We start from the raw sequence: 21,124 nt of genomic DNA on the forward strand, positions 1-21,124 counted from the left end.
GGCCGCATCAGGTTCCGGCAACCAGGACAGCTCCCCGGGGCACTTCGGGGACAGGTGCAACAACCGGAACAGGCCGCCGGATCGACAGAAGTGCAGCGGCAAATCCCAACAGTCCGAACGTGAGGAAGGCCGGTCTTTCGCCGAACGAGGTGAAGAACAGCATTTCCAGCAGCATCGCCAGATAGGAGAACGCGAAAGCTGCGGTCTGGGCGGTTTGCCGATCCTCAGCCGCTGCGCTCATCCGCCTGATGCGCCTGAGGAAGTGGAGGAAAGTCCCGAAGAAGGCCGCCAGACCGACCGGCCCCGCGATCAGGCCAATCCAGACATAGGTGTTCACATAATCGATGATCCCTTCGCCTTGCCGCATGTCTTCAAGCCGCACCTCGAGTTCCGCTGTCGAATACCCGATGAGCGGACTACCCCAGAATTCTTCCAGACCACGCCGCAGCAGTTCGCGGCGATAATCCGACGTCTCGCTTGAATGCCCGGACAAGCCGACCGATTCCGAGAGATAAGGAGAAAACTGCGCCGCAGTGAAGACAACGGTCACGCCCGCCGCGACAACCAGAACCTTCCGGGCAAGCGCGGCATAGCGGCCCAGGAAGATGTCGGAGACTGCAAGGGCAAAGAAGCAGCCGATCCACGCGCCGCGCGATTGCGGGGCGGACAAGCCGATAAAGATGACTGCCGCCAGACCGTAGAAATGCAGCCTTGAGCGGAACTGGTCGCGCAGCAGCCACAGCGCAACCAGGCATATTGCCATGATCATCGCGATGGAAGTCGGCTCTACGAAAGGACCTCCGGCTCGAAGCAGGCCGCCGCGTGACTTGATGAGTATCAGGGTCGGCAACTCATAGAGGGCATACAGTTCTCTGTAGATCGCCCAGGCGCGCGAGACCTCGAAGACCAGGATGGCTGAGAGGATTACTCCTCCGCAAGCCAGCCACCGCATTGCGGCGCGCAGTTCCTCGATGCTCCGCAGCCCCCGGCTGAGAACGTAGTAAGGCAGGCCGAAGTCGAATACGATATTGACCGAAGTACGCAGGAAGTGCGTCAGGCTCGTCTCGCGCGAGAGCGCGGCACCGAACGTCAGGAGCAGGACGCAGACCCAGACATCGCTCTGCAGCAAGGCACGTCCCTTGGCCGGATTGCAGTAGATCGCAAGCGCCGCGCCGATCGCAAGTGCGTCCAGAACCCCGAAGTTGAACAGCTTCACCCCCCCGATCACAGCCTCGGTGTCGAGTGAGGGGAGCAGCAGGAAACTGAGCAGGTAGACCGGAGCGATGCGATCGAACCGGCCTGCCATCAGCGGCACCCAGAGCCCCATCACAAGATAGAGAGCCCAGACGTTCGAGAGGGACCAGGCGACAAGCGGCATCGCAAACGCAATTGTCAGGCTCTGCACTGCCATCGCTTGCCTGTACTGCTGCTTCAGGCAAAACAGGAAAAGACAGACGGCGGTAGAGCTCACAACAGCGACGTACGGCCCAGCGCGCAAATCCGCGTAAAACTGGACCAGCATCGCGAAGAAGCCGAAGACAGCGCACAGGACGGGAACCGCGGCCCGGTTCATCGGGCTGCCTTCCGGAAGCGAGTGACCGCCCGCAGCTTGGGCGTTTCGTTTTCCGGCTGCCCCGCGTACTCCCGCAATCCCCAGGATCCGTAGTCCGCGATTGGGGCGGTCGATGCATAGAGCGTCAGGGTGTCGCCGACCTGATCCTCCCAGCGGCCGAGATAGCGCGCATAGACTTCTTCCATACGGGGATCGCGCTGCAGTGCGCGTGCCAGTGCCAAGTCCGGAGTCACCAGATGCTGCCCACCTTCGTAGGCGATGTACCGCTTCCCGTAGCGAGCCGCGATGGCGCGATTGCGGGCGGCGAACGCGAATGTTTCATCAAGCGCGCCTGGCATGGCCGCAAAGACGCGGTCTACGTCCCGCACCTCGTATCCATTCAGATCGAGCCAAAGATAGGGCGCGGTCGCCAGTGCGTCGGTCCAGGCGGCTGTGTCCTCATGCCCGAGGACGATCTCCGCCAGATCGGGCCAGGCGTTCTGGCTTGCGGCAACCCGGACAAGCCTTTGCGGCCGGTCAGCGAACGCTTCGGTCCAGATCCGCATGGCGTGGGCATGCTTGTCGGCATACCGGATCATCTGCGCGCGGGTCGGGTCGCCGTCGCCCAGGCCCAGGGACAGTCCTTCGCGTTCCGCTTGCTGGGCGGCAGCGAACATGTCGTTCCAGACTTCGTTGCCAAGCTCCACGTAGACGGTCCGCGCCGGGTCGATCCGCTCGTGCACCAGGTGAGCAAATTTCCGAATGTACGTGTCGTCCGCACGGTAGGGTATCTGAAACCATGGATCCGCGTCCAAGGCGTTGGCGAGATCCACCATGTCCTCGATCGAAGCGCCTGCCGGTCCGGCCTGGGAACCGCTTTCCGGCAAGGTCCGGGTCGACCAGCGGACTGCCGCGTTGTCGTTGATCCGCTGCCAGTCGAGGAAACGGATTACCCGGAAGCCTTCAAGGAACGAGAGGAATTCCGGGTGGAAGCGCTCGCTGGTCGGCCGATCCGCCTCCCGGCAGTCGATGGCGCGAACCGGGTCGGCAGGATCGGTGCGCACGAGTTCGATCCAGGCGCCCTCTCCCCCGGTACCTGCGGGTACGAGATCGAGCGTGAGCGACTGCTCCCCGCTATCCCGCACATGCGCCACGCCTCCGGCGGTAAGTTCTCCGCTGCCTTGAAAGTCGCACCGCACGACGATTGGCTTGAAAGGTGCCGGCGGGAGGATCAGGGGACGCGGCGCGGTCTGACCGGGCTCCAGGTACCGCACCCAGCCCAACCGATCGAGCTGGGAGGCGGGCATTGCCGTCCAGCCCTGCCCCTTCGACGAGAACCACTCGCTTTGCGTCACGAGGTTGCTGAACACCTGCTGCCGGTTGAACGGCGCCAGCCCGAAAAGATTGATCCCGACGATCGTTTCCCCGGGCTGAGGGAGCCGAGCCGTTGGACCCGCGTACCGCAACGACACCTCCCGCCCGGGAGGCGCGAAGGCGAGCAGGCCCGCCAGCGCCGCAGCCATGCCGATCGCCGCAATCGAAGCTGGCGGAAACTGCTTTTTCACGCCCCGCTCCTTCATCCCCAGGCCCCTCGAGCTCCCGTTCTACCGAGACCCGGCGCGCCAGGGCATTGGCAGTTTTCGGAGCGTCGATGCCCGCAGCCCGTCACGACGCCGCAGAACGGTCCGTTGGCTTGCCGGGATGGTCCATGCTTCGGCGCCAGGCCTGGTGGATCAGGAAGATCTGCGGGCCATCGATCAGATAGCGCCGCCACATCCGCCGGGGATCGGAAGCGAGCCGGTAGAGCCATTCCAGCGCCAGATGCTGCATCATCAGCGGCGCGCGGTCCTGTTCACCGCTGAGGAAGTCCAGACTTGCTCCGACACAGAACCCGATGCCGCAAGCGGAGCCCGTCAGCGCTACGCGATGGGCGATGATTTCCTGCTGGGGCGATCCGACTGCGAGAAACGAGTACCGCGCCTTCGCCTCCACCAGGAAGCGTACGGCGCGCGCGACTTCCCGGGCATCCTTGATGAAGCCCATCGGGGGATCGTAATGCCGGACGTTGCGCAGGCCATAGCGGTCCGCGACGGCAGCCACCATGTCCGCCCGGCCACCCAGGATGGCCACGGGGTCATCGTTCCCGATCCCCTCCTCGAACAACCGAACGGTCAAGTCGCTGCCGGGCACGACCGGCAAGTCGGAGCCGGCAACCCGCGCCAGCATGTGAAGTATCCGGCTGTCGCACAAGACCATCCATGCCCCGCGATAGGCCGGCCACAAGTCCGAGCGGCTTCGCTGCAGCCGTACGACGTGATCGACATTGGGCGTGACGACATAGGTGAACGCGGCATCGATCGGCCGCAAGACGATCGATTGCACCACGGTACTCATGTCCAGCGGGGCGAAAGGCAGTTCAAGAAAGTCGACGTTGTCCGCCCCTTCCGACGCGGGCTCGGCCTCCAGTGGCTTCGGGGCAGCATGAGCGGCAGAACGATCTTCATCGGACCGATAAGTGTAGCCTGTCATAGCGCATCTCTCCTGACCCGAATGTGTCACGGAGATCTTTGCCCGTCAGTTTGCTTAACTACTTCCACCGTTCACAGTTATAAATAGACCCAACCTGTTTTTTAATACGGCACAAGTCATTCATCCGCACTCCGAATTCTCATACCTCCCTAGACGGGGCACCAATTGAACAATGCCCGCAATATCCGACTGCGGATAAGCTCCTCGCAAGAGCCGGAAACGTCTGCCGGCCAGATGTCGAGGAGGTCCCGTGCCCTTTTGTTTCCGATCCTTAAGGGGGCGCCGCTGTCTCGATGGCGGCGGCGCGCATGCCGCAATCGCCCAGGCTCTTGCGATCTTGCTGGCAGCGCTGTTCCCCGCGGTGCCCTTGGCGGCGCAGGCCCAGCAAGCAACGGAAACGGCACCCGGGATGCTCGCCGCCCCCGCCCGCTACACTGTCAACGCCGGAGACGATCTGGACGTGTTCGTCTGGGGAGAGGAACGGATGCAGCGTCTGGTGCGGGTCCAGCCGGACGGCACCTTCGCGTTCCCGCTGGCCGGCTCGATCAAGGCCAGCGGCCGCAACGTCACCGATATCGCGGCGGAAATCCGGGAACGCATCGCGGTCAACTATCGGTCCACTCCGCCCGACGTCACGGTTTCCGTGCGAGACGCCACTGGGATGCGCTTCTACGTCGTGGGCAAGGTCAGGACGCCCGGCAGCTACACCAGCGGCACCTCCCCGAACATTCTCCAGGCGCTCAGCATGGCGGGCGGGACTGCCGAATTTGCCGATGTGAAGCACGCCGTGATCCTGCGGCAGACACCGCGCGGCCAAGTGGTCGAGCCGGTGAATCTGAAAAAGCTGCTGAAAGGCGGGCGCGCCCTCGATGCAGGAGCGTTGAACGAAGCGCTTCCCATGCTGTCGAGCGGTGACGTCCTTGTCGTTCCGTGAGTTGGCTGCCGTTGGAACGTTCGGCCTTCAGATACTGGCGGCCTTTTCTGCCGCACTGGCTCCGGCCGCCGTGCGGGCCCAGCCGCAGCTGGGGCTGGAGGTTGACGTGAACGCCTTCAGCGCAAGCAACCCCTTCCTGCTGTCTGAGGACCCGGGGATCACGCCCGGCGGCGAAATCGTGGTGCGGCCGGACCTTACCTGGCCAATCGGCCCCGGCACCACGGCCACGGCTGAAGGGAGTCTCGGGTTCCGGCAGTACAGCCGCCGCTACGGCAATTTCGTGACGGGACAAGCCACCGGCACGCTGCAGCACCGTCGCAGCGAATACCTTTGGCTGCGCACCGATGCTTCTTACGAGCGGATCCTCCCGACCGATGCCTTGGCCGACAGCATCGACGTGGCGATCGATCCGGTAAGCTTGCGGGAAAACATCCAAGCAAGGCAGACACTTACCTGGAATCCGAACGAGACGACATCTGTGGTCGGTTCGGTCGCGTGGCTCCGGACCGATGCAATCGATTCCCCCATTCTGATCGGCACCAGCGCTTTCGACTTTTCGATCGGTGCGGAGAAGCGGGTCAGCCCCCTTCTGGCAGTCGGTGTCCGGGGACAAGTCATCACGACGCGTTCCGAACTGGGAGACGATCCCACGATCAAGGCTTTCCGCCTCACGGCTACGCGCCGCCTGGCCGGTACCTGGCGGGCGCAGGCGAGCGTAGGGATAGACCAGGAAAACCGGACCGGCCTCGACAGTGTGCGCCGGGAAACCCCTGCTCGCCTGAGCGGCAGCGGGGGCATCTGCTACGAACCTGAACACATGGCCGTGTGCCTGACCGCTGCCATCCGCTCCGTCATCAGCGGTTTCGGCAATCTTCAGCGCGAGACATCGGTCGGCGCGACGCTGAGGCGGCGCATCTCGGAAAACGGGACGCTCGCGGCTAGCGCGGATTACCGGAGGGCTCCTTTGCCGGGCGTGCCCGGCCGCGCCGAAGTGCTCCAGCTTTCCACCGATTACGAACACCGGGTCAGCCGCCGGTTCTCCCTGCGAAGCGGGGTGGATTACCTGCGCCGGAACCTGCTGGCCGGAGACAGGGCCGGCTCGGTGGTCGTCCATGTCGGCCTTACCTTGAGGGAGCCCCGCCGATGAATGCGCTAACGGACCCGGACAGCCTCGGCATCTATCCGCGTGAGATCATCGCGATGCTTCGCCGCCACTGGCACTGGGTGATCGTGCCGATGGTGCTGGGCGTTCTTGCGGCAGGTGGTGCGGTCTGGTGGCAGAAGCCTGTCTACCGGTCGGCGGCCACCTTGTTGATCGATTCGCCGCAGATCCCGACCAGCCTCGTGGCTTCCCCGCTGACCGACATCGCTGACGAGCGGATTGCCAAGATCCGCCAGCAGATCGTCAGCCGGGATAGTCTGGCCGATCTGATCGGACGCAACGGCCTTTACCCGGTCGAGCGGACAAACCTCGATTTCCCGCATGTGCTTGACCTGATGCGGGACGCGATCGGCGTGGACCTAGTCGGCGCCGATCAAGGCCAGGGCGGAGGAAGCACCATCGCCTTCACGCTTTCCTTCGATTACGACGATCCGCTCAAGGCGCAGGACGTAACCGAGCAGCTGACGCACCTTTTTCTGGTCGAGGATAAGCGCTTTCGCACGGAACAGGCGCTGGGAACCGCGGCCTTCCTTGAACGGCGTTCCGACGAATTGCGGCGGCAACTTGCGGTTCTGGAGGACAAGCGCCGCGATGTGGAGGCACGCTACGCCGGTGCCTTGCCCGGCAATGTGGCGCTGAGCGCGCAATCCAGCTCTGCCCTGCGGGCCGAGATTTCCCGAACGGACGCCGAAACGCAGGGATTGCTCCAGCAGAACAGCCTCCTTGCGGCGCAGGAGCATGAACTGGCGCAAGCTCCGCCCGCAGGGATCGACAGTTTGCGGGCAGCCCAGGACCGTCTCGCCCGCCTCTCCTCCGTCTACGCGGAAGATTTTCCCGAGTTGCAGGCTGCGCGAGCCGAAGTGGAACGGCAGCGCGAGCTCCTGCGCCAGATGCCTCAGCCGCGGGCCTCGAACCTGCTGGAGGGCGAGATTGCCGCCGGGCGCGAGCGGATCCAGGTTCTCGCCAGTCGACGCGCCGAACTGGTCCGCATGATGACCGATCTTGATCAGCGCGCGGCGCAGGCGCCCCAGGCGGCTTACGAACTCAACATGATTGAGCGCGAGTACGACAACCTGAAGCGGCAATACGATTCCCTGCGCGAAAAGCAGCTCGACGCGCAGGTGGCCGCCAATCTCCAGTCCGAAGACAAGGGGGAGCGGTTCAGCATTGTCGACCAGCCCAGCCTTCCGCTGGAGCCGTTGGGGCCGAAGCCGGTCGTGCTGCTGATCGCCGGCCTTCTTGGCGGCGCAGCAATGGGCGTGTTCCTGATCCTGGCTTTCGAACTGCTCGGCGGCACGATCCACGGAGAGCAGACGCTCGCGGGAGCCCTCAAGGTTCCGACTTTTGGCGTAGTCCCGTTCGCGCGCAAGCCGGGCCTGCTGTCCCTCTTCCGCCGGACCGGCTCAGGAACGCGAAGCCACACTACCTTAGCTGCCGGGGGAGCAATCCGATGAGCCCTGAAATCGAAATGACGAAGGTCCACCTCCTTGGCCGGGGGCCCGGAGGTTCAGCCAGAACATCCCTTGCCCTCGATCGGGGAACTCTGGCCGCCAACCGGATCGTCGGCTTCGAGCCGATGGATGAAAACGCCCAGTCGTTCTTCCAAATTCGCTCCGCGCTGCTCAACCACGCGCAGGCTACCGGGCAGCGAATCTTCGCTGTAACCTCGGGCGAACCGCGCAACGGCAAAACCCACGTCGCCGTCAATCTCGCCGCAGCCTTGAGCCGGATTCATCCGACAGTCCTTGTCGAACTGGACATGCGGCAGCCCTCGGTGGGCCAGCGCCTTGGGCTTCCTTCGTCCCCGCCAGGGGTGGACGATTATCTGGCAGGCGAGACAGGCTGGTGCGAAACGCGTGTGCAGATCGAAGGCTTCGACCTCGGCATCCACCGCGTGCGGAAGCGTCGCCACGATGCTGAAACCCTGCTGAACTCGACTCGTCTTGCCAACGCGCTGCGGCTGTCCTGTGCGGCAGAGGGTCGCCCGATCTGCATCGTCGACACACCCCCGGCGATCATGACCGACGATCTCGTGCTGATCGCCCGGGCCGTCGACGGGTTTCTGCTCGTCGCGCAGGAGGCGCGGACTCGCAAACGCGGCTTGCTTGATGTGGTCAGTGCACTCAGCCCGACCCCCGTAATCGGCTCGGTCCTCAACATGTCGATCTCAAGCCCGGCCCCGAGGGTGGACTACGGCTGCTACTACAGCAGCAAGAACTTCACCCCGGCCGCAGAACCAGCCGCCTGATCGGACAAGGGTGCCTGCCCGCACCGATGTGCTCGACCGGGGCTGCCGTGCCACCCCGAGACCTTAGGAATCAGCCGCATGTACCGTCCCACTGCTGACGAGCGTTCCCTTTGGCTGCGGAACCTTCCGGCTCGCACGACCCTGAAGCTGTTCAACCAGCGGCACCTTCGCATGTGGCTGGGCAGGCTGCACGAGAACGCGCTTCATCGCCACGAACCAGATATTCCCCGGCTTGCCGGGCTGGACCGCGAGATTGTATCGGCGCTGGATACCGCGGGCGTATTCATGACATCGCTGGCGTCGCTGCAGTTGCCCGGCTCCGAAGCGTTGCTCGGGACGGCCGGGAGACTGGCGGAAGCGTTTGCACCGACAGCGCGCTCGCTGGTGAAAGCCGGACGCGACTTCGTCATTGTTCCCCCCGAACAGATCGTTCGCAACCCGGCGATCTATCGCTGGGGGCTGCACGATCGCCTGCTCGACATCGCGGAAGCCTACCTTGGCCTTCCCGCGGCGTATGACGGGGTGGCGATCAACTACACCGTCGCGGACGGACGGGAAGTTTCCACCCGCAAGTGGCACCGCGACTGGGAAGACCGGCGCATGCTGAAGGTCGCGGTCTATCTCCACGACGTCGACGGAGACGGGGGCCCTTTCGAGCACATCAGCCGGCATGACACCTTGCAGAACGACCGCGACGGCTTCCGTTATGAACTGGCGGACGGCGCCGAACTGGAACGCCGCCTGGGCGCATCCTACGAAGAGGGGATCGTGAGCTGCGAAGGTCCGCGCGGAACCGTGATCTTCAGCGACACCGCCCGGTTCTACCACCGCGGAAAGCCCGCGACCCGCCGCGACCGCGCAGCCTTGTTCTACAGCTACTTCTCAAGCCCGCCGCGCCACCCCTTTCTGTGTGAGCGGACCGGCCTTACGCGAGGCGATATCGCGCAGATGGCGCAGCGCTTGCCCACCCGCCAGCGCAAGGCGGCGCTGTGGCGGCAGAACATTCCCGGCATCCTTCGCCTGGTTCCTCCGGCAGTTCTCTGACTGCCGGATCAGACCAGTGGGGCCAGCAGGGCGCAAAGTCCTGCCGCGTTGGTGTCCGGATCGTGCATTGTGCGCACCCGGTCCCGGCCCTGTTCACCCATGGCCTGCAATTTGCCCAGCGGCGCATCCAGTGCGTTGTCGAGAGCTTCGACCAGCGCTTCGACGGAGCCAGACGGCACCAGCCAGCCGACTTGCGCATCCACGAGTTCTGGAATCCCCGCCACCGCGCACGTGATCACGGGCCTGCGGAGCGCCAGCGCCTCCATCAACACCACCGGGAGTCCCTCCGCAAAGCTGGGCAGCACCAGCGCCCGCACCTCCCCAAGCTTGCGACGGATATCCGCCGGCGTCCCCCAGCCGAGCAGCCGCACGTTTCCAGCAATCCCGAGCCGGGCGATCTGCGCCTCGATTGCGGCGCGGCCTTCGCCGTCGCCGAAGATCTCCAGTTCGATCGGGCGCCTGGCGGCGACTTGTGCGACGGCTTCAATCAGCAAGGGCAGCCCCTTTTGGGGGCTGAGCCGCGCCACGCACAGCAGCCGGACGGATTCCAGCCCTTCCCTGTTTTCGGAGGCCTCTTGCTGGAAAACCGGCGCGGCAGCGCAACGGACCACATGAATGTTGCTCCAGTGTTGCGGGTCCGACCAGCGCATCAATTGACTGCGGCCAAAGCTGGAAACCCCCGCCACGAATGCGGCTTCGGCGATCTTTCCGGGAAGATCGAGAACGAGCGGAGCGTCGAATTCATCCGGCCCGTGAACCGTGAAGCTGTAGGTCACGGGCGCCAGCCGCGAAACCAGCCGGGCGACGGCAGCCGGGTTGGTGCCGAAGTGGGCATGGATGTGCCGTATTCCTGCCTTGCGCAAATGGTGCGACAGGATGGCGGCTTCGGCGAAATAGGCACAGGCGCGCAGCCGGTTGCCAGGCCCGCCGGTGCGGAGCGAGAGCCACAGTGCCTTTCCCGACATGACCGGCCGCGCCGCGAAAGACGCGGCCGCGGCCGAGACGAGCCGGAGGATGCCGCCATCCAGCAGCGCCGCCGTGCGGCGCGCTTCCGCCACGTCTCCCGGATCGCTGAAGCTTTCTGTCGAACGGCGGACGGTAAAGCGGCTGACGGTAAAACCCTGCCGCTCCAGCGCGGCAATTTCCGTCCGGATGAAGCTGTGGCTGATCTTTGGGTAGGCGTTGGTGAAATAGGCGACGCGCTTTTCGGCATTGCCTTGCCTTGCCCAGGGATCCGGCCCTGAGTTGTCGGGGGCTGCCGGGAAAGCGGCAGGCGTTTGCCGCCTATGGGCCGAGGGTGGCGGCATGAGAGCCAAGATCCGGTTCATGCGCGCAGTATGGAGGAGCGCGCGCACCGGCGGCAGTCCGACTTTTCCCAAGGAAATCTAGCTGGTGGACTATTCGGTCGCGGTCCCTGGACGGCTTGGACAGACGATGTGCGACGTCAGCTGTGGAGCGCACGGATCTGGCTGGATGGAAGGGCTGCGCCCGGGACCGGCAATAACAGTCCAGCCAAGTCCCTTCTCCCGGATCCGGGTCCGTTTTTTGCGAATAGCAACCGGGCCGCTGGGCTCGCAGGATCGGCGCGCAAGGAAACGCTCGCATGAACTGTCCCGCCTGCCATTCTCCGATGCGTCTGTGGCTCGGAATGCCGATCGACGCGAAGAAGGACGAGTCCTCGCCCTTTGGCACCATCGCGCATCGCGAAGGTTACGGACAGCGCATGGCCCTCCCGATGCCGCAGCCGGAACACGTTTCCGCGTTCCGTGCCCTTTCCGCCGACGGCCCCCACCGGGAAAGTCACCTGCGCCCCGCCCCGGACGCTCCGTGATCGTGCCGCGGCTTTCTTGTCCTGCACGGCGATGGCCTTGGCTGCGGAAGCCTGAATTCAGGCGCCTGACCGGGCTGGCCATTCTTGCGATCGGCCTGCCTGCGATCACGCTTGCCAGCCATGCTGCCGGCGAAAAAATGCCCGCAAGGATCCAATCCCGCGTCCTTGCGGGGCCGATACCTGCGGGCGCTGCGCCGGATACCGGACAATTCGCGTACCAGCCGATCGAAGCGGAAGCGCAGGCGGTGCGCACCATCAACGCCGCAGTTCCCTTCGCCTCCGGGGAGTTGCCGCTTGCCGAGCCCTTCCGCCTTGGCGGCGGGTTTGAAGACATGGAGCGGGCGATCGATTGCCTGGCCGCGGCGAGCTATTACGAGGCGGGACGCGGAGCGCAGGACCAGCGCGCCGTGGCGCAAGTCGTGCTCAATCGCGTGCGGCATCCTGCCTTTCCGGACACCGTCTGCGGGGTCGTGTTTCAGGGGTCCGAACGGGTCACCGGATGCCAGTTCACTTTCACGTGCGACGGGTCGCTGAACCGCCGCACGCCTTCGGCCGAAGCCTGGCAGGAAGCCCGGCTGGTTGCCGGAGAAATGCTGTTCGGCCGGGTTGAACCATCCGTGGGGCAAGCGACCCATTATCACACCGACTGGGTAATGCCGGCCTGGAGCCGTGAAATGGACAAGGTCGCCGCGGTCCGGACGCACTTGTTCTTTCGCTGGCGCGGATCGCAGGGGGAGCCGCGCATCTTCAGCGCGACCCATGCGGGGCGGGAAGCGAACGTCAGGGCGCTTGCGCGGCTGTCCCCGGTCCATGCCGCCGCACCCGAGCTTGCGGAAATCGCAAACCTCCATTCTCCGGCGGTCCTGACAAGCCCCGGGACACAGCTGTTCGCGGTGCCACCTTCGCCTTCGCCGCCACCGTCCCGTCCATTGCAGGAAACCTTGCCCGACGAGCCAAGCGCGCCCGGGCCCGGCGTCTTCCTGGTCACCTTGTCGGCAAGTGCCGGTCCCGACAGCTTTCTGCGTCTCGCGCAGCAGAAGTGCGCCGGGCTGGACCAGTGCCGTTTGATTGGCTGGACCGATCCGGCACGCCAGGCTCATGCACTGCCAATACCAGGCAGTTCGGTCGATGCGATCTCCTTTACCTTCATGAGGCGGGACAATTCCCAAGTCAGCCGGGCTCAGTGGAACTGTACCGAATTTCCAAGGGAGGATCCGGGCCAATGCCTGCGCCGCGGTGCCTGATCAGCCCTGCGGCCACGCGGGCGCTGGCGATGCCACCAAGCACCTCTCCCCGGCGCGTAGCGCCGCGCCCCGTGCAAGGCGCGAGTTCTGCCCCCTCCCTTCATCCGGCTCCAGGAGACCGTCCATGCCGACAGCCTTGATCAGCACCCGCCGACATGACGACGATCGCGGATGGTTCCGCGAAACCTGGGTCGAGCGACGCTGGCGCGAATACGGGGTCGAATGCGCATTCGTGCAGGACAACCACAGTTATTCCGCCGACGCCGGTACCATACGCGGCATCCACTTTCAAAAGCCGCCCCATGCACAGGCCAAGCTGGTTCGCTGTGTTCGGGGCCGCATCATCGATTATGCCGTCGACTTGCGGATCGGCTCCCCGACTTACGGGAAGTACGAGGCCTGGGAACTCAGCGCTGCCAACGGGGACCAGCTCTTCATCCCACAAGGCTATGGTCACGCCTTCATCACGATCGAGCCAGACACGGAAGTCGCCTACAAGGTGTCCGATTACTACGCGCCCGACTGCGAGAGCGGACTGGCGTGGAACTGCCCGGATATCGGGATCGAATGGCCACTTGGCGGACGCGCTCCGGTGCTTTCGGCCAAGGATGCGCTGCTTCCTGATCTGCGCGACTTTCACAGCCCCTTTTACTGCGAAGACGCGCCTCAGGACATGATTCCCGCCTGATCGCCCATTCAAGGATGACAGCATGAGAGTTTTCGTAACGGGCGGCGCGGGCTTCATCGGATCGGCCCTGATCCGCCATCTCATCTCTGAAACCAAGCACCGTGTCCTGAACTTCGACAAGCTGACCTACGCCGGTACGCTCCAGTCGCTGGAACCGGTGTCGAACAGCGACCGCTATCGCTTCGTCCGCGGTGACGTGTGCGACCGTGGGCTGGTCGATGCAGTGCTGGCCGATTTCCGCCCCGACGTGATCGTGCACCTGGCCGCCGAAAGCCACGTGGACCGATCCATAGACGGGCCCGCGGACTTCATATGGACAAACGTGATCGGCACTTTCACGCTGCTTCAGGCCGCGCTCGGCTATTGGCGCGGGCTCGACGCGGCAAGCAGGGCGGCATTTCGTTTTCACCACGTCTCAACGGACGAGGTCTTCGGTTCACTGGAGGATGAAGGGCGGTTCACCGAGGCCACGCCGTACGATCCGCGTTCGCCCTATTCCGCCTCAAAGGCATCTTCCGATCACCTGGTCCAGGCCTGGTGGCACACCTATGGGCTACCGGTGCTGGTGACCAATTGCTCCAACAACTACGGTCCCTACCATTTCCCCGAAAAGCTCATTCCTCTGACGATCCTGCGCGCTCTCGCGGGGGATACCTTGCCGGTCTACGGCAACGGCAGCAATGTTCGGGACTGGCTCTATGTCGAAGACCACGCCCGTGCGCTGCGCCGGGTGTTCGAAGAAGGCGCCCCCGGCGAAACGTACATCATCGGCGGCAATGCCGAGCGCCGGAACATCGATGTGGTGGAGACGATCTGCTCCACGCTCGACAGCCTGAAGGCCCTGCCGAAAGGAAGCCACCGCGACCTGATCACGTTCGTGCACGACAGGCCCGGTCACGATCAGCGCTATGCCATCGACGCGACCAAGCTGCGCAACCAGCTCGGCTGGACACCGCAAGTCGGTTTCGATCAGGGGATCGTCCTGACGGTCCGCTGGTATCTGGAAAACCAGAGGTGGTGGGCACCCCTTCTCTCGCGCAACGCCACCCAGCGCTTGGGACTGGTGGCCTGAGTGATGGCGCGCTCCGTCCTCGTTACCGGCGGTGAGGGACAGATCGGGCGCGAACTGCAACGCCTGTCCTGGCCATCTGGTCTTGTCGCCGTATTTCCCGGGCGAGACCGGCTCGACTTGTGCAACCCCGAGAGCATCGCCGAATACGTCGCCGGAACGGACTGGGGCTGCATCGTCAACTGCGCCGCCTGGACCGCCGTTGATGCTGCCGAAGACGCCGTCGCCGAAGCCTTCCGGGTCAACGCCCAGGGCCCGGCCCTGCTAGCGGAAGCCGCTGCCCGTGCCCGGATCCCCTTCGTCCAGCTTTCGACCGATTATGTCTTCGATGGCCGGCTGGATCGTCCTTACCGGGAGGATGATCCGGTCTGCCCGCGTAATGCCTACGGCGCGAGCAAGCTGGCCGGGGAGCTGGCGGTTCGTGCCGCGCACCCGCGCGCCGTGGTGTTGCGGACGGCCTGGGTGCTGAGCGTTCACCGGACAAACTTCCTCAAGACGATGCTCCGTCTCGCAGACACGCGAAAGCAGCTGAGCGTGGTCGCGGACCAGGTGGGCTGCCCCACGTCCGCCAGCGACATCGCCAAGGCGATACGCCAGATCTGTCAGCGGCTGATCGATGATCCGTCCGCGCCATGCGGCATTTATCACTTTGCCGGCGCCGGATCGGCATCCTGGCATGAACTGGCCTGCGCGATCTTCGATGATGCGGCCCTGCAGGGCCGGCGCGTTCCCGAAGTGAACCCGATCGAGACCCAGGATTATCCGACCCGGGCAGCACGCCCGGCCAATTCGCGGCTGGAGACCAGCCGCATCACACAGGACTTCGGGATTGTCCCGCGCCCGTGGCGCGATGCCGTGCGCGACATCGTCGATGAACTCCAGACACAGGAACAACCGGCATGAAGGGAATCATCCTCGCGGGCGGATCGGGGACTCGCCTCCATCCAATGACGCTGGTCACATCCAAGCAGCTGATGCCGATCTACGACAAGCCGATGATCTACTATCCGATTTCGACGTTGATGCTGGCCGGAATTCGCGAGATTCTGCTGATCTCCACCGCGCGCGACATCCCGAGCTTTCAGGCGCTGCTGGGCGACGGCAGCCAGTGGGGCGTCTCGATCGCATACGCGGTCCAGCCCCGTCCGGACGGACTGGCCCAGGCCTACATCATCGGCGCGGACTTCGTACACGGTTCCAACTCAGCCCTGATCCTGGGAGACAACCTGTTCTACGGCCACGGGATCACAGACCTTCTTTGCCGGGCTGCCCAGCGATCGGAAGGGGCAACCGTTTTCGCCTATCACGTCAACGATCCGGAACGGTACGGAGTCGTTGAATTCGACACCGATTCACGGGCCGTCTCCATCGAGGAGAAGCCGCTTCACCCGCGTTCGAACTGGGCGGTGACCGGCCTGTACTTCTATGACCAGCAGATAGTGGACATCGCGGCCGACCTGCGCCCCTCGGCGCGCGGCGAGCTGGAGATCACGGATGTAAACCGGGCTTATCTGGCGTCCGGGCAACTGAACGTCGAGCAAATGGGGCGCGGCTATGCCTGGCTCGACACCGGAACGCCCGAAAGCATGGTGGAAGCTTCCGAGTTCGTGCGAACACTGGAAAAGCGGCAGGCGTTCAAGATCGCCTGCCCCGAAGAAATCGCCTTCCGGCAAGGCTTCATCGGGGAAGGGGAAATGGCGCGTGCCATCGCCCGGTTCGGCAAGTCCGCCTACGGCCAGTACCTGGCGATGATCGCCGGGCAAGGCGGCATGGCCGACATTCGCGCGATTGCCTCGGCTGCCTGACGGACGCGGCCTAGCTCACCACGCCTGCCGCAGCGAGCACCGCAAGGGTCAGCAAATCGGACGCGCTGGAGCTCATCGCCGCGATTTGGACCGGCTGGCCCATCCCCAGCAGCATCGGGCCGATTACCGCGTTGCCGCCGAGTTCCCGCAGCAGCTTGGCCGAAAGATTTGCGGATTGCAGCCCCGGCATCACCAGCACGTTCGCCGGTCCGGAAAGCCGGCTGAACGGATACTTTTCCATCACGCGCGGGTTGAGCGCGGCATCGGGCGCCATTTCCCCTTCGTATTCGAAGTTAGGCTGCCGCTCATCGAGAATCTGCACCGCCTCGCGGATGTTCTCCAGCCACTTGCCGGACGGGTTGCCGAACGTCGAATAGGACAGGAAGGCAACGCGCGGTTCATGCCCCAGGCGCCGCGCCACCATCGCAGTCTGCTCCGCAATGTGGGCCAGTTCCTCGGCGGTCGGCCGTTCGTTGACCGTGGTATCGGCGATGAAGCTCGTGTGGTTCTTTCCGATCAGCAGATGAATGCCGAACGGCACGTGGTCCGGCTTGGGATCGAGCACCAGGCGCACTTCGCGCATGGTCTGGGAATAGGGCCGGGTGACCCCGGTAATCATCGCATCGGCTTTCCCCAGCGCGAGCATCGCGGAGCCGAAGATGTTCCGATCGCGGTTGACCAGCCGCCAGATATCCCGTTCGAGGAAACCCCGCCGCTGAAGCCGCTGGTAAAGGTATTCGAACATCTCCTGCCGAAGGTCCGAGACTTCGGAGTTCTGCAGTTCGAAGCTTTCCGGGTCGTCGACGCCGAGCTCTCCCAGCTTGCGCAGGACGACTTCGGTCCGGCCGACCAGAATCGGTTTGCCGTGGCCGCCGTCGCGGAACTGGATCGCCGCACGCAACACGATTTCCTGCTCGGCTTCGGCGAACACGACTCGCTTCGGCGACTGCCGCGTCTGCTCATAGGCCTGGGTCAGGATCGCGGTCGTCGGATTGAGCCGGGAACGCAGCGACAAGCGGTAGGCGGCAAAATCCTCGATCGGGCGCTGGGCGACGCCCGAATCCATCGCGGCCTTGGCGACAGCGGCGGAGACGACGTCCATCAGGCGCGGATCGAACGGCGCAGGAATGATGTAGTCGCGCCCGAACTGCTTGCTTTCCCCGCCATAGGCGGCGGAGACTTCTTCCGGCACCCGGTCGCGCGCCAGTTCAGCGATCGCGTGCGCCGCGGCGATCTTCATTTCCTCGTTGATCGTGGTCGCCTGAACGTCGAGAGCCCCACGGAAAATGAACGGGAAGCCGAGGACGTTGTTGACCTGGTTCGGGTAATCGGATCGCCCGGTGGCGATGATCGCGTCGGCTTTCACCGCCCTTGCATCTTCGGGAAGGATTTCCGGTATCGGATTGGCCATCGCGAAGATGATCGGCCGTTCCGCCATGTTCTTCACCCATTCGGGCTTGAGCGCATGCGCCGCCGAAAGCCCGAGGAAGATGTCCGCCCCGTCCAGCGCCTCCGCCAAGGTGCGCGCGTCGGTGTCGATCGCGTGCGCGCTCTTCCACTGATCCATGCCTTGTTCGCGCCCGCGATAGATCACGCCGTCGCGGTCGCACATGGTGACGTGGTCGTGCGCGACGCCCATCGCCTTGATCAGCGCGGTGCAGGCGATTGCCGCCGCTCCCGCACCATTTACCACCACCCGCACGTCGGCCAGGGAGCGGCCCGTCAGGTGGCAGGCGTTGATCAGCCCGGCCGCGGTGATGATCGCCGTACCGTGCTGGTCGTCGTGCATGACCGGGATCTTCATCCGTTCGCGCAGGGCGGCTTCGATGATGAAGCATTCAGGGGCCTTGATGTCTTCAAGGTTGATCCCCCCGAAGGTCGGCTCCATCAGCGCGACGGCGTTGACGAAGGCTTCCGGGTCCTCGGTCGCGAGCTCGATATCCATCGCATCGACATCGGCAAAGCGCTTGAACAGCACCGCCTTGCCTTCCATCACTGGCTTTGAGGCAAGCGCGCCGAGATTGCCGAGCCCCAGGATCGCCGTGCCGTTGGAAATCACCGCAACGAGATTGGACCGGGCGGTGTAGTTGGCGGCTTTCGAAGGATCGGCGGCGATGGCTTCCACCGGGGCGGCCACGCCTGGGGAATAGGCGAGGCTGAGATCGCGTTGGGTCGCCACCGGCTTGGAGGCGACGATCTCGATCTTCCCGGGCCTAATTCCCTGGTGGTACAACAGCGCTTCGCGAGTGGTGAAGCTGACGGGTTCGTCGTCGGCCAAGCATCTTCTCCTGTTCGTCACGTCCTCTAACCGAGCGCGAGGCGAAACGACAGGGGAAAGCTTTCCCAGACCGCTTTCCGAATCGGGCCCGGCATCGCTAAGCCCGTGCGCGATGGCCAAAAGCACCGCCCCCAGCCCGATGCTGGCACAGTACCTCGCCCTGAAACAGGAAGCGGGCGACTGCCTGCTGTTCTACCGCATGGGCGATTTCTTCGAGTTGTTCTTCGACGATGCCAGGCACGCAAGCAGGGTGCTGGATATCGCGCTGACCAGCCGGGGCGAACACGCGGGCGAACCGATCCCGATGTGCGGGGTGCCGGTCCATTCGGCGGAAAGCTACCTTGCTCGGCTTATCCGGGCAGGCTGCCGGGTAGCCATCGCCGAACAAGTGGAAACCCCGGAAGAAGCGAAGAAGCGCGGCGGGTCGAAAGCGCTGGTCGCCCGCGCGATCGTTCGCTTCGTCACCGCCGGGACCTTGACCGAGGAAGCCCTGCTCGAGCCCCGCCGCGCCAACATGCTTGCGGCGATCTGCGAAGTGCGCGGCACCTTCGGCATCGCGGCCTGCGACATCTCGACTGGCCGGATGGAACTGGAGGAATGCGCGCCGGAGGAATTGGGCGCGGTGCTGGCGCGCATCGGTGCGAGCGAGGTCGTCGCCCCCGAAGATCTGGAAAGTATGCCTCTGGAGGCAATTCCGCGCCCACGCGGCGGCTTTTCCAGCGACGCTGGGGCAACCGAATTGCAGCGCATCCACGGGGTTGCCACGCTGGATGCGTTCGGCGCCTTCACCCGCCCGATGCTGGCCGCGGCGGGTGGCCTGATCGCATATCTCGACCATGTCGGGCGCGGCAAGTTGCCGCTGCTGCTTCCTCCGGTGATCCATAGCGGCTCGGGTCAGCTGCTGATGGACGAAGCGACCAGAGGCAGCCTGGAGATCACCCAATCGCAGCAAGGCGGCCGCACGGGTAGCCTGCTGGCGACCATCGACCGCTGCATGACTGCCGCGGGTGCCCGGCAACTGGCCGAAGATCTGGCCGCGCCTTTAGCGGACAAGGCGGGGATCGAGGAGCGGCTCGCCCTCGTCGAGTGGCTGCACAACGATCCGCTGCTGCGCGGTGATCTGCGCGAGATGCTGCGCCAGCTTGCCGACGTCGGCCGGGCCTTGGGCCGCATCGTTGCCGCCCGGGGAAGCCCGCGCGATCTTGGTCAGCTGCGGGACGGATTGGGGCTGGCGCGGCGGATGCACGACTACTTGCGCGGCAAGCCGGATTGCCCTGCCCTGCTCACCGCCACGCTTCCTTCCCTTGCCGGTCACGGCGCGCTGGTCGACTTGCTGAGCCACGCCCTGGTCCCTTCGCCTCCGACCGAATGCAGCGGCTTCATCGCGCAAGGGTACGATGCCGCGCTGGATGAGCTGCGGTCGATCTCGGCCAGTTCTCGCCGTGCCATTGCTGCGCTCGAAGCGAAGTATCGCAAGGAGACCCGCACGCCTCCGCTCAAGATCCGGCACAACAACGTGCTCGGCTATTTCATCGAAGTGCCGAGCAAGCACGCCGACCGGCTGATGGCGGCGGACAGCGGTTTCACGCATCGCCAGACGATGGCGAACGCGGTCCGGTTCAACTCCTTGCACCTGCACGAGGAGGCCAGTCGGATCACGGAAGCCGGTGCTCATGCTCAGGCGGCGGAAGAAGCGCATTTCGAGGATCTGGTCGGTGCCGTCACCCGCGCCCGGCAAGCGATCGCCGCCACCGCCGCCGCGCTGGCGCGGATCGACGTGTCGTTGAGCCATGCGGAGCGGGCGGCGGAAGGCGGGTGGTGCCGTCCCGAGATCGTCGAGGAGCGCCGGCTGGAAATCGCCGATGGCCGCCATCCAGTGGTCGAGGCGGCATTGGCCAAAGGTGGGGTCAAGGGAGGAACCGGCGGCGCGCGGTTCGTCGGCAACGATTGCCGACTTTCGCCCGAGGACCGGTTGTGGCTGATCGGCGGCCCCAACATGGGCGGCAAGTCGACTTTCCTGCGGCAGAACGCGCTGGCGGTCGTGCTCGCGCAAGCTGGATCGTTCGTGCCCGCCGCCAGCGCCACGATCGGCCTTGTCGACCGGTTGTTCAGCCGCGTGGGCGCGAGCGACAACCTTGCGCGCGGGCAATCGACCTTCATGGTCGAGATGGTCGAGACAGCCGCGATCCTCTCTCAGGCGACCGAGCGAAGCTTCGTGATCCTGGATGAAGTCGGGCGCGGGACATCGACGTATGACGGGCTCGCGCTCGCCTGGGCCGTGGTCGAGGCAGTGCACGAGACGAAGCGCTGCCGCTGCTTGTTCGCGACTCATTACCACGAGCTCAACCGGCTGGCCGAAACCTGCGATGCCTTGTCCCTCCACCATGTTCGCGCGCAGGAATGGAAGGGAGAACTGGTGCTGCTGCACGAGGTGGCGAAAGGACCAGCCGACCGTTCCTATGGCCTTGCCGTGGCCCGGCTTGCCGGTGTGCCGAAGGACGTGGTCGGGCGGGCAAAGGCCGTGCTCGACCGGCTGGAAAAAGGCCGCGCGGAAACCGGCGGCCTTGCCGCCGGGCTAGGCGAACTGCCTCTGTTCGCCGCAGCCGTCCACGCGCAGGAAGAACAATGCGATTCCCTGCGGGACCGGCTGCAGGAACTGGATATCGACTCGCTCAGCCCACGCGAGGCGCTCGACTGGCTCTACCAGCTCAAGACGCTGGCGAACGAGTAGGCTTGCCCG

Annotated in this window: 17 protein-coding genes; 12 read left to right on the forward strand and 5 right to left on the reverse strand. The window is 64.8% G+C overall.

The features are described from left to right. Positions 1-7: 7 nt before the first annotated feature. The 3 genes from ELY13_RS01855 to ELY13_RS01865 all read right to left on the reverse strand — a co-directional run bounded on the left by ELY13_RS01855 (position 8) and on the right by ELY13_RS01865 (position 4,081). On the reverse strand, positions 8-1,573 hold the full coding sequence (locus ELY13_RS01855; protein WP_126172158.1) for an O-antigen ligase family protein: 1,566 nt from the start codon (positions 1,571-1,573) through the stop codon (positions 8-10). Beyond that, on the reverse strand, positions 1,570-3,117 hold the full coding sequence (locus tag ELY13_RS01860) for a hypothetical protein (RefSeq protein ID WP_126172159.1): 1,548 nt from the start codon (positions 3,115-3,117) through the stop codon (positions 1,570-1,572). The genes ELY13_RS01855 and ELY13_RS01860 overlap by 4 nt, the downstream gene beginning before the upstream one ends. 100 nt (positions 3,118-3,217) lie before the next feature. Next, positions 3,218-4,081, reverse strand: a complete 864-nt coding sequence (locus tag ELY13_RS01865; RefSeq protein ID WP_126172160.1) for a WecB/TagA/CpsF family glycosyltransferase — start codon at positions 4,079-4,081, stop codon at positions 3,218-3,220. A gap of 250 nt (positions 4,082-4,331) precedes the next feature. On the opposite strand from ELY13_RS01865, the gene ELY13_RS01870 reads away from it, so the two are divergent. The 5 genes from ELY13_RS01870 (at position 4,332) to ELY13_RS01890 (ending at position 9,469) form a co-directional block, all read left to right on the forward strand. After that, positions 4,332-5,015 (forward strand): polysaccharide biosynthesis/export family protein, encoded by a 684-nt coding sequence (locus tag ELY13_RS01870; protein WP_241233492.1) that lies wholly within the window; start codon positions 4,332-4,334, stop codon positions 5,013-5,015. Between the two features lies 1 nt (position 5,016). Beyond that, the gene (locus ELY13_RS01875) at positions 5,017-6,162 is read left to right on the forward strand and encodes a TonB-dependent receptor (protein ID WP_126172161.1); all 1,146 of its coding nucleotides are present in this window, start codon (positions 5,017-5,019) and stop codon (positions 6,160-6,162) included. Next, on the forward strand, positions 6,159-7,631 hold the full coding sequence (locus ELY13_RS01880; protein ID WP_126172162.1) for a GumC family protein: 1,473 nt from the start codon (positions 6,159-6,161) through the stop codon (positions 7,629-7,631). Before ELY13_RS01875 ends, ELY13_RS01880 begins: the two co-directional genes overlap by 4 nt. Beyond that, the gene (locus ELY13_RS01885; protein WP_126172163.1) at positions 7,628-8,425 is read left to right on the forward strand and encodes a CpsD/CapB family tyrosine-protein kinase; all 798 of its coding nucleotides are present in this window, start codon (positions 7,628-7,630) and stop codon (positions 8,423-8,425) included. Before ELY13_RS01880 ends, ELY13_RS01885 begins: the two co-directional genes overlap by 4 nt. Positions 8,426-8,503: 78 nt before the next feature. Then, complete coding sequence (locus ELY13_RS01890; RefSeq protein WP_126172164.1) at positions 8,504-9,469, forward strand: phytanoyl-CoA dioxygenase family protein; 966 nt, start codon at positions 8,504-8,506, stop codon at positions 9,467-9,469. Positions 9,470-9,477: 8 nt separating this feature from the next. On the opposite strand, the gene ELY13_RS01895 is transcribed toward ELY13_RS01890, so the two are convergent. Beyond that, on the reverse strand, positions 9,478-10,797 hold the full coding sequence (locus ELY13_RS01895) for a glycosyltransferase (RefSeq protein WP_241233493.1): 1,320 nt from the start codon (positions 10,795-10,797) through the stop codon (positions 9,478-9,480). Between the two features lie 275 nt (positions 10,798-11,072). Here ELY13_RS01895 and ELY13_RS01900 point away from each other — a divergent pair, with 275 nt between their 5' ends. The 6 genes from ELY13_RS01900 (at position 11,073) to rfbA (ending at position 16,106) form a co-directional block, all read left to right on the forward strand. Then, positions 11,073-11,300: a hypothetical protein gene (locus ELY13_RS01900; RefSeq protein ID WP_126172165.1), complete on the forward strand. Its 228-nt coding sequence runs from the start codon at positions 11,073-11,075 to the stop codon at positions 11,298-11,300. A gap of 137 nt (positions 11,301-11,437) precedes the next feature. Beyond that, positions 11,438-12,544, forward strand: coding sequence for a cell wall hydrolase (locus tag ELY13_RS01905; protein ID WP_126172166.1), 1,107 nt, complete (start codon positions 11,438-11,440; stop codon positions 12,542-12,544). Between the two features lie 124 nt (positions 12,545-12,668). Beyond that, on the forward strand, positions 12,669-13,232 hold the full coding sequence (rfbC, locus tag ELY13_RS01910) for a dTDP-4-dehydrorhamnose 3,5-epimerase (protein ID WP_126172167.1): 564 nt from the start codon (positions 12,669-12,671) through the stop codon (positions 13,230-13,232). 22 nt (positions 13,233-13,254) lie between these two features. Continuing rightward, complete coding sequence (rfbB, locus tag ELY13_RS01915; RefSeq protein WP_126172168.1) at positions 13,255-14,304, forward strand: dTDP-glucose 4,6-dehydratase; 1,050 nt, start codon at positions 13,255-13,257, stop codon at positions 14,302-14,304. Positions 14,305-14,307: 3 nt separating this feature from the next. Beyond that, positions 14,308-15,204, forward strand: coding sequence for a dTDP-4-dehydrorhamnose reductase (gene rfbD, locus ELY13_RS01920; RefSeq protein WP_126172169.1), 897 nt, complete (start codon positions 14,308-14,310; stop codon positions 15,202-15,204). Then, positions 15,201-16,106: a glucose-1-phosphate thymidylyltransferase RfbA gene (rfbA, locus tag ELY13_RS01925; protein WP_126172170.1), complete on the forward strand. Its 906-nt coding sequence runs from the start codon at positions 15,201-15,203 to the stop codon at positions 16,104-16,106. Before rfbD ends, rfbA begins: the two co-directional genes overlap by 4 nt. Before the next feature lie 10 nt (positions 16,107-16,116). Here the strand turns inward: rfbA and ELY13_RS01930 are convergent, their stop codons facing one another. Then, positions 16,117-18,384 carry an NADP-dependent malic enzyme gene (locus ELY13_RS01930; protein ID WP_126172171.1) on the reverse strand — a complete coding sequence of 756 codons (2,268 nt, stop codon included), beginning with the start codon at positions 18,382-18,384 and terminating at the stop codon, positions 16,117-16,119. Positions 18,385-18,496: 112 nt separating this feature from the next. Between ELY13_RS01930 and mutS the strand changes: the two genes are divergently transcribed. Continuing rightward, positions 18,497-21,115 (forward strand): DNA mismatch repair protein MutS, encoded by a 2,619-nt coding sequence (gene mutS / locus ELY13_RS01935; protein WP_478212955.1) that lies wholly within the window; start codon positions 18,497-18,499, stop codon positions 21,113-21,115. Positions 21,116-21,124 lie beyond the last annotated feature (9 nt).

This window comes from Altericroceibacterium xinjiangense (assembly GCF_003958635.1).
In the GTDB taxonomy this organism is placed as follows: domain Bacteria; phylum Pseudomonadota; class Alphaproteobacteria; order Sphingomonadales; family Sphingomonadaceae; genus Altericroceibacterium_A; species Altericroceibacterium_A xinjiangense.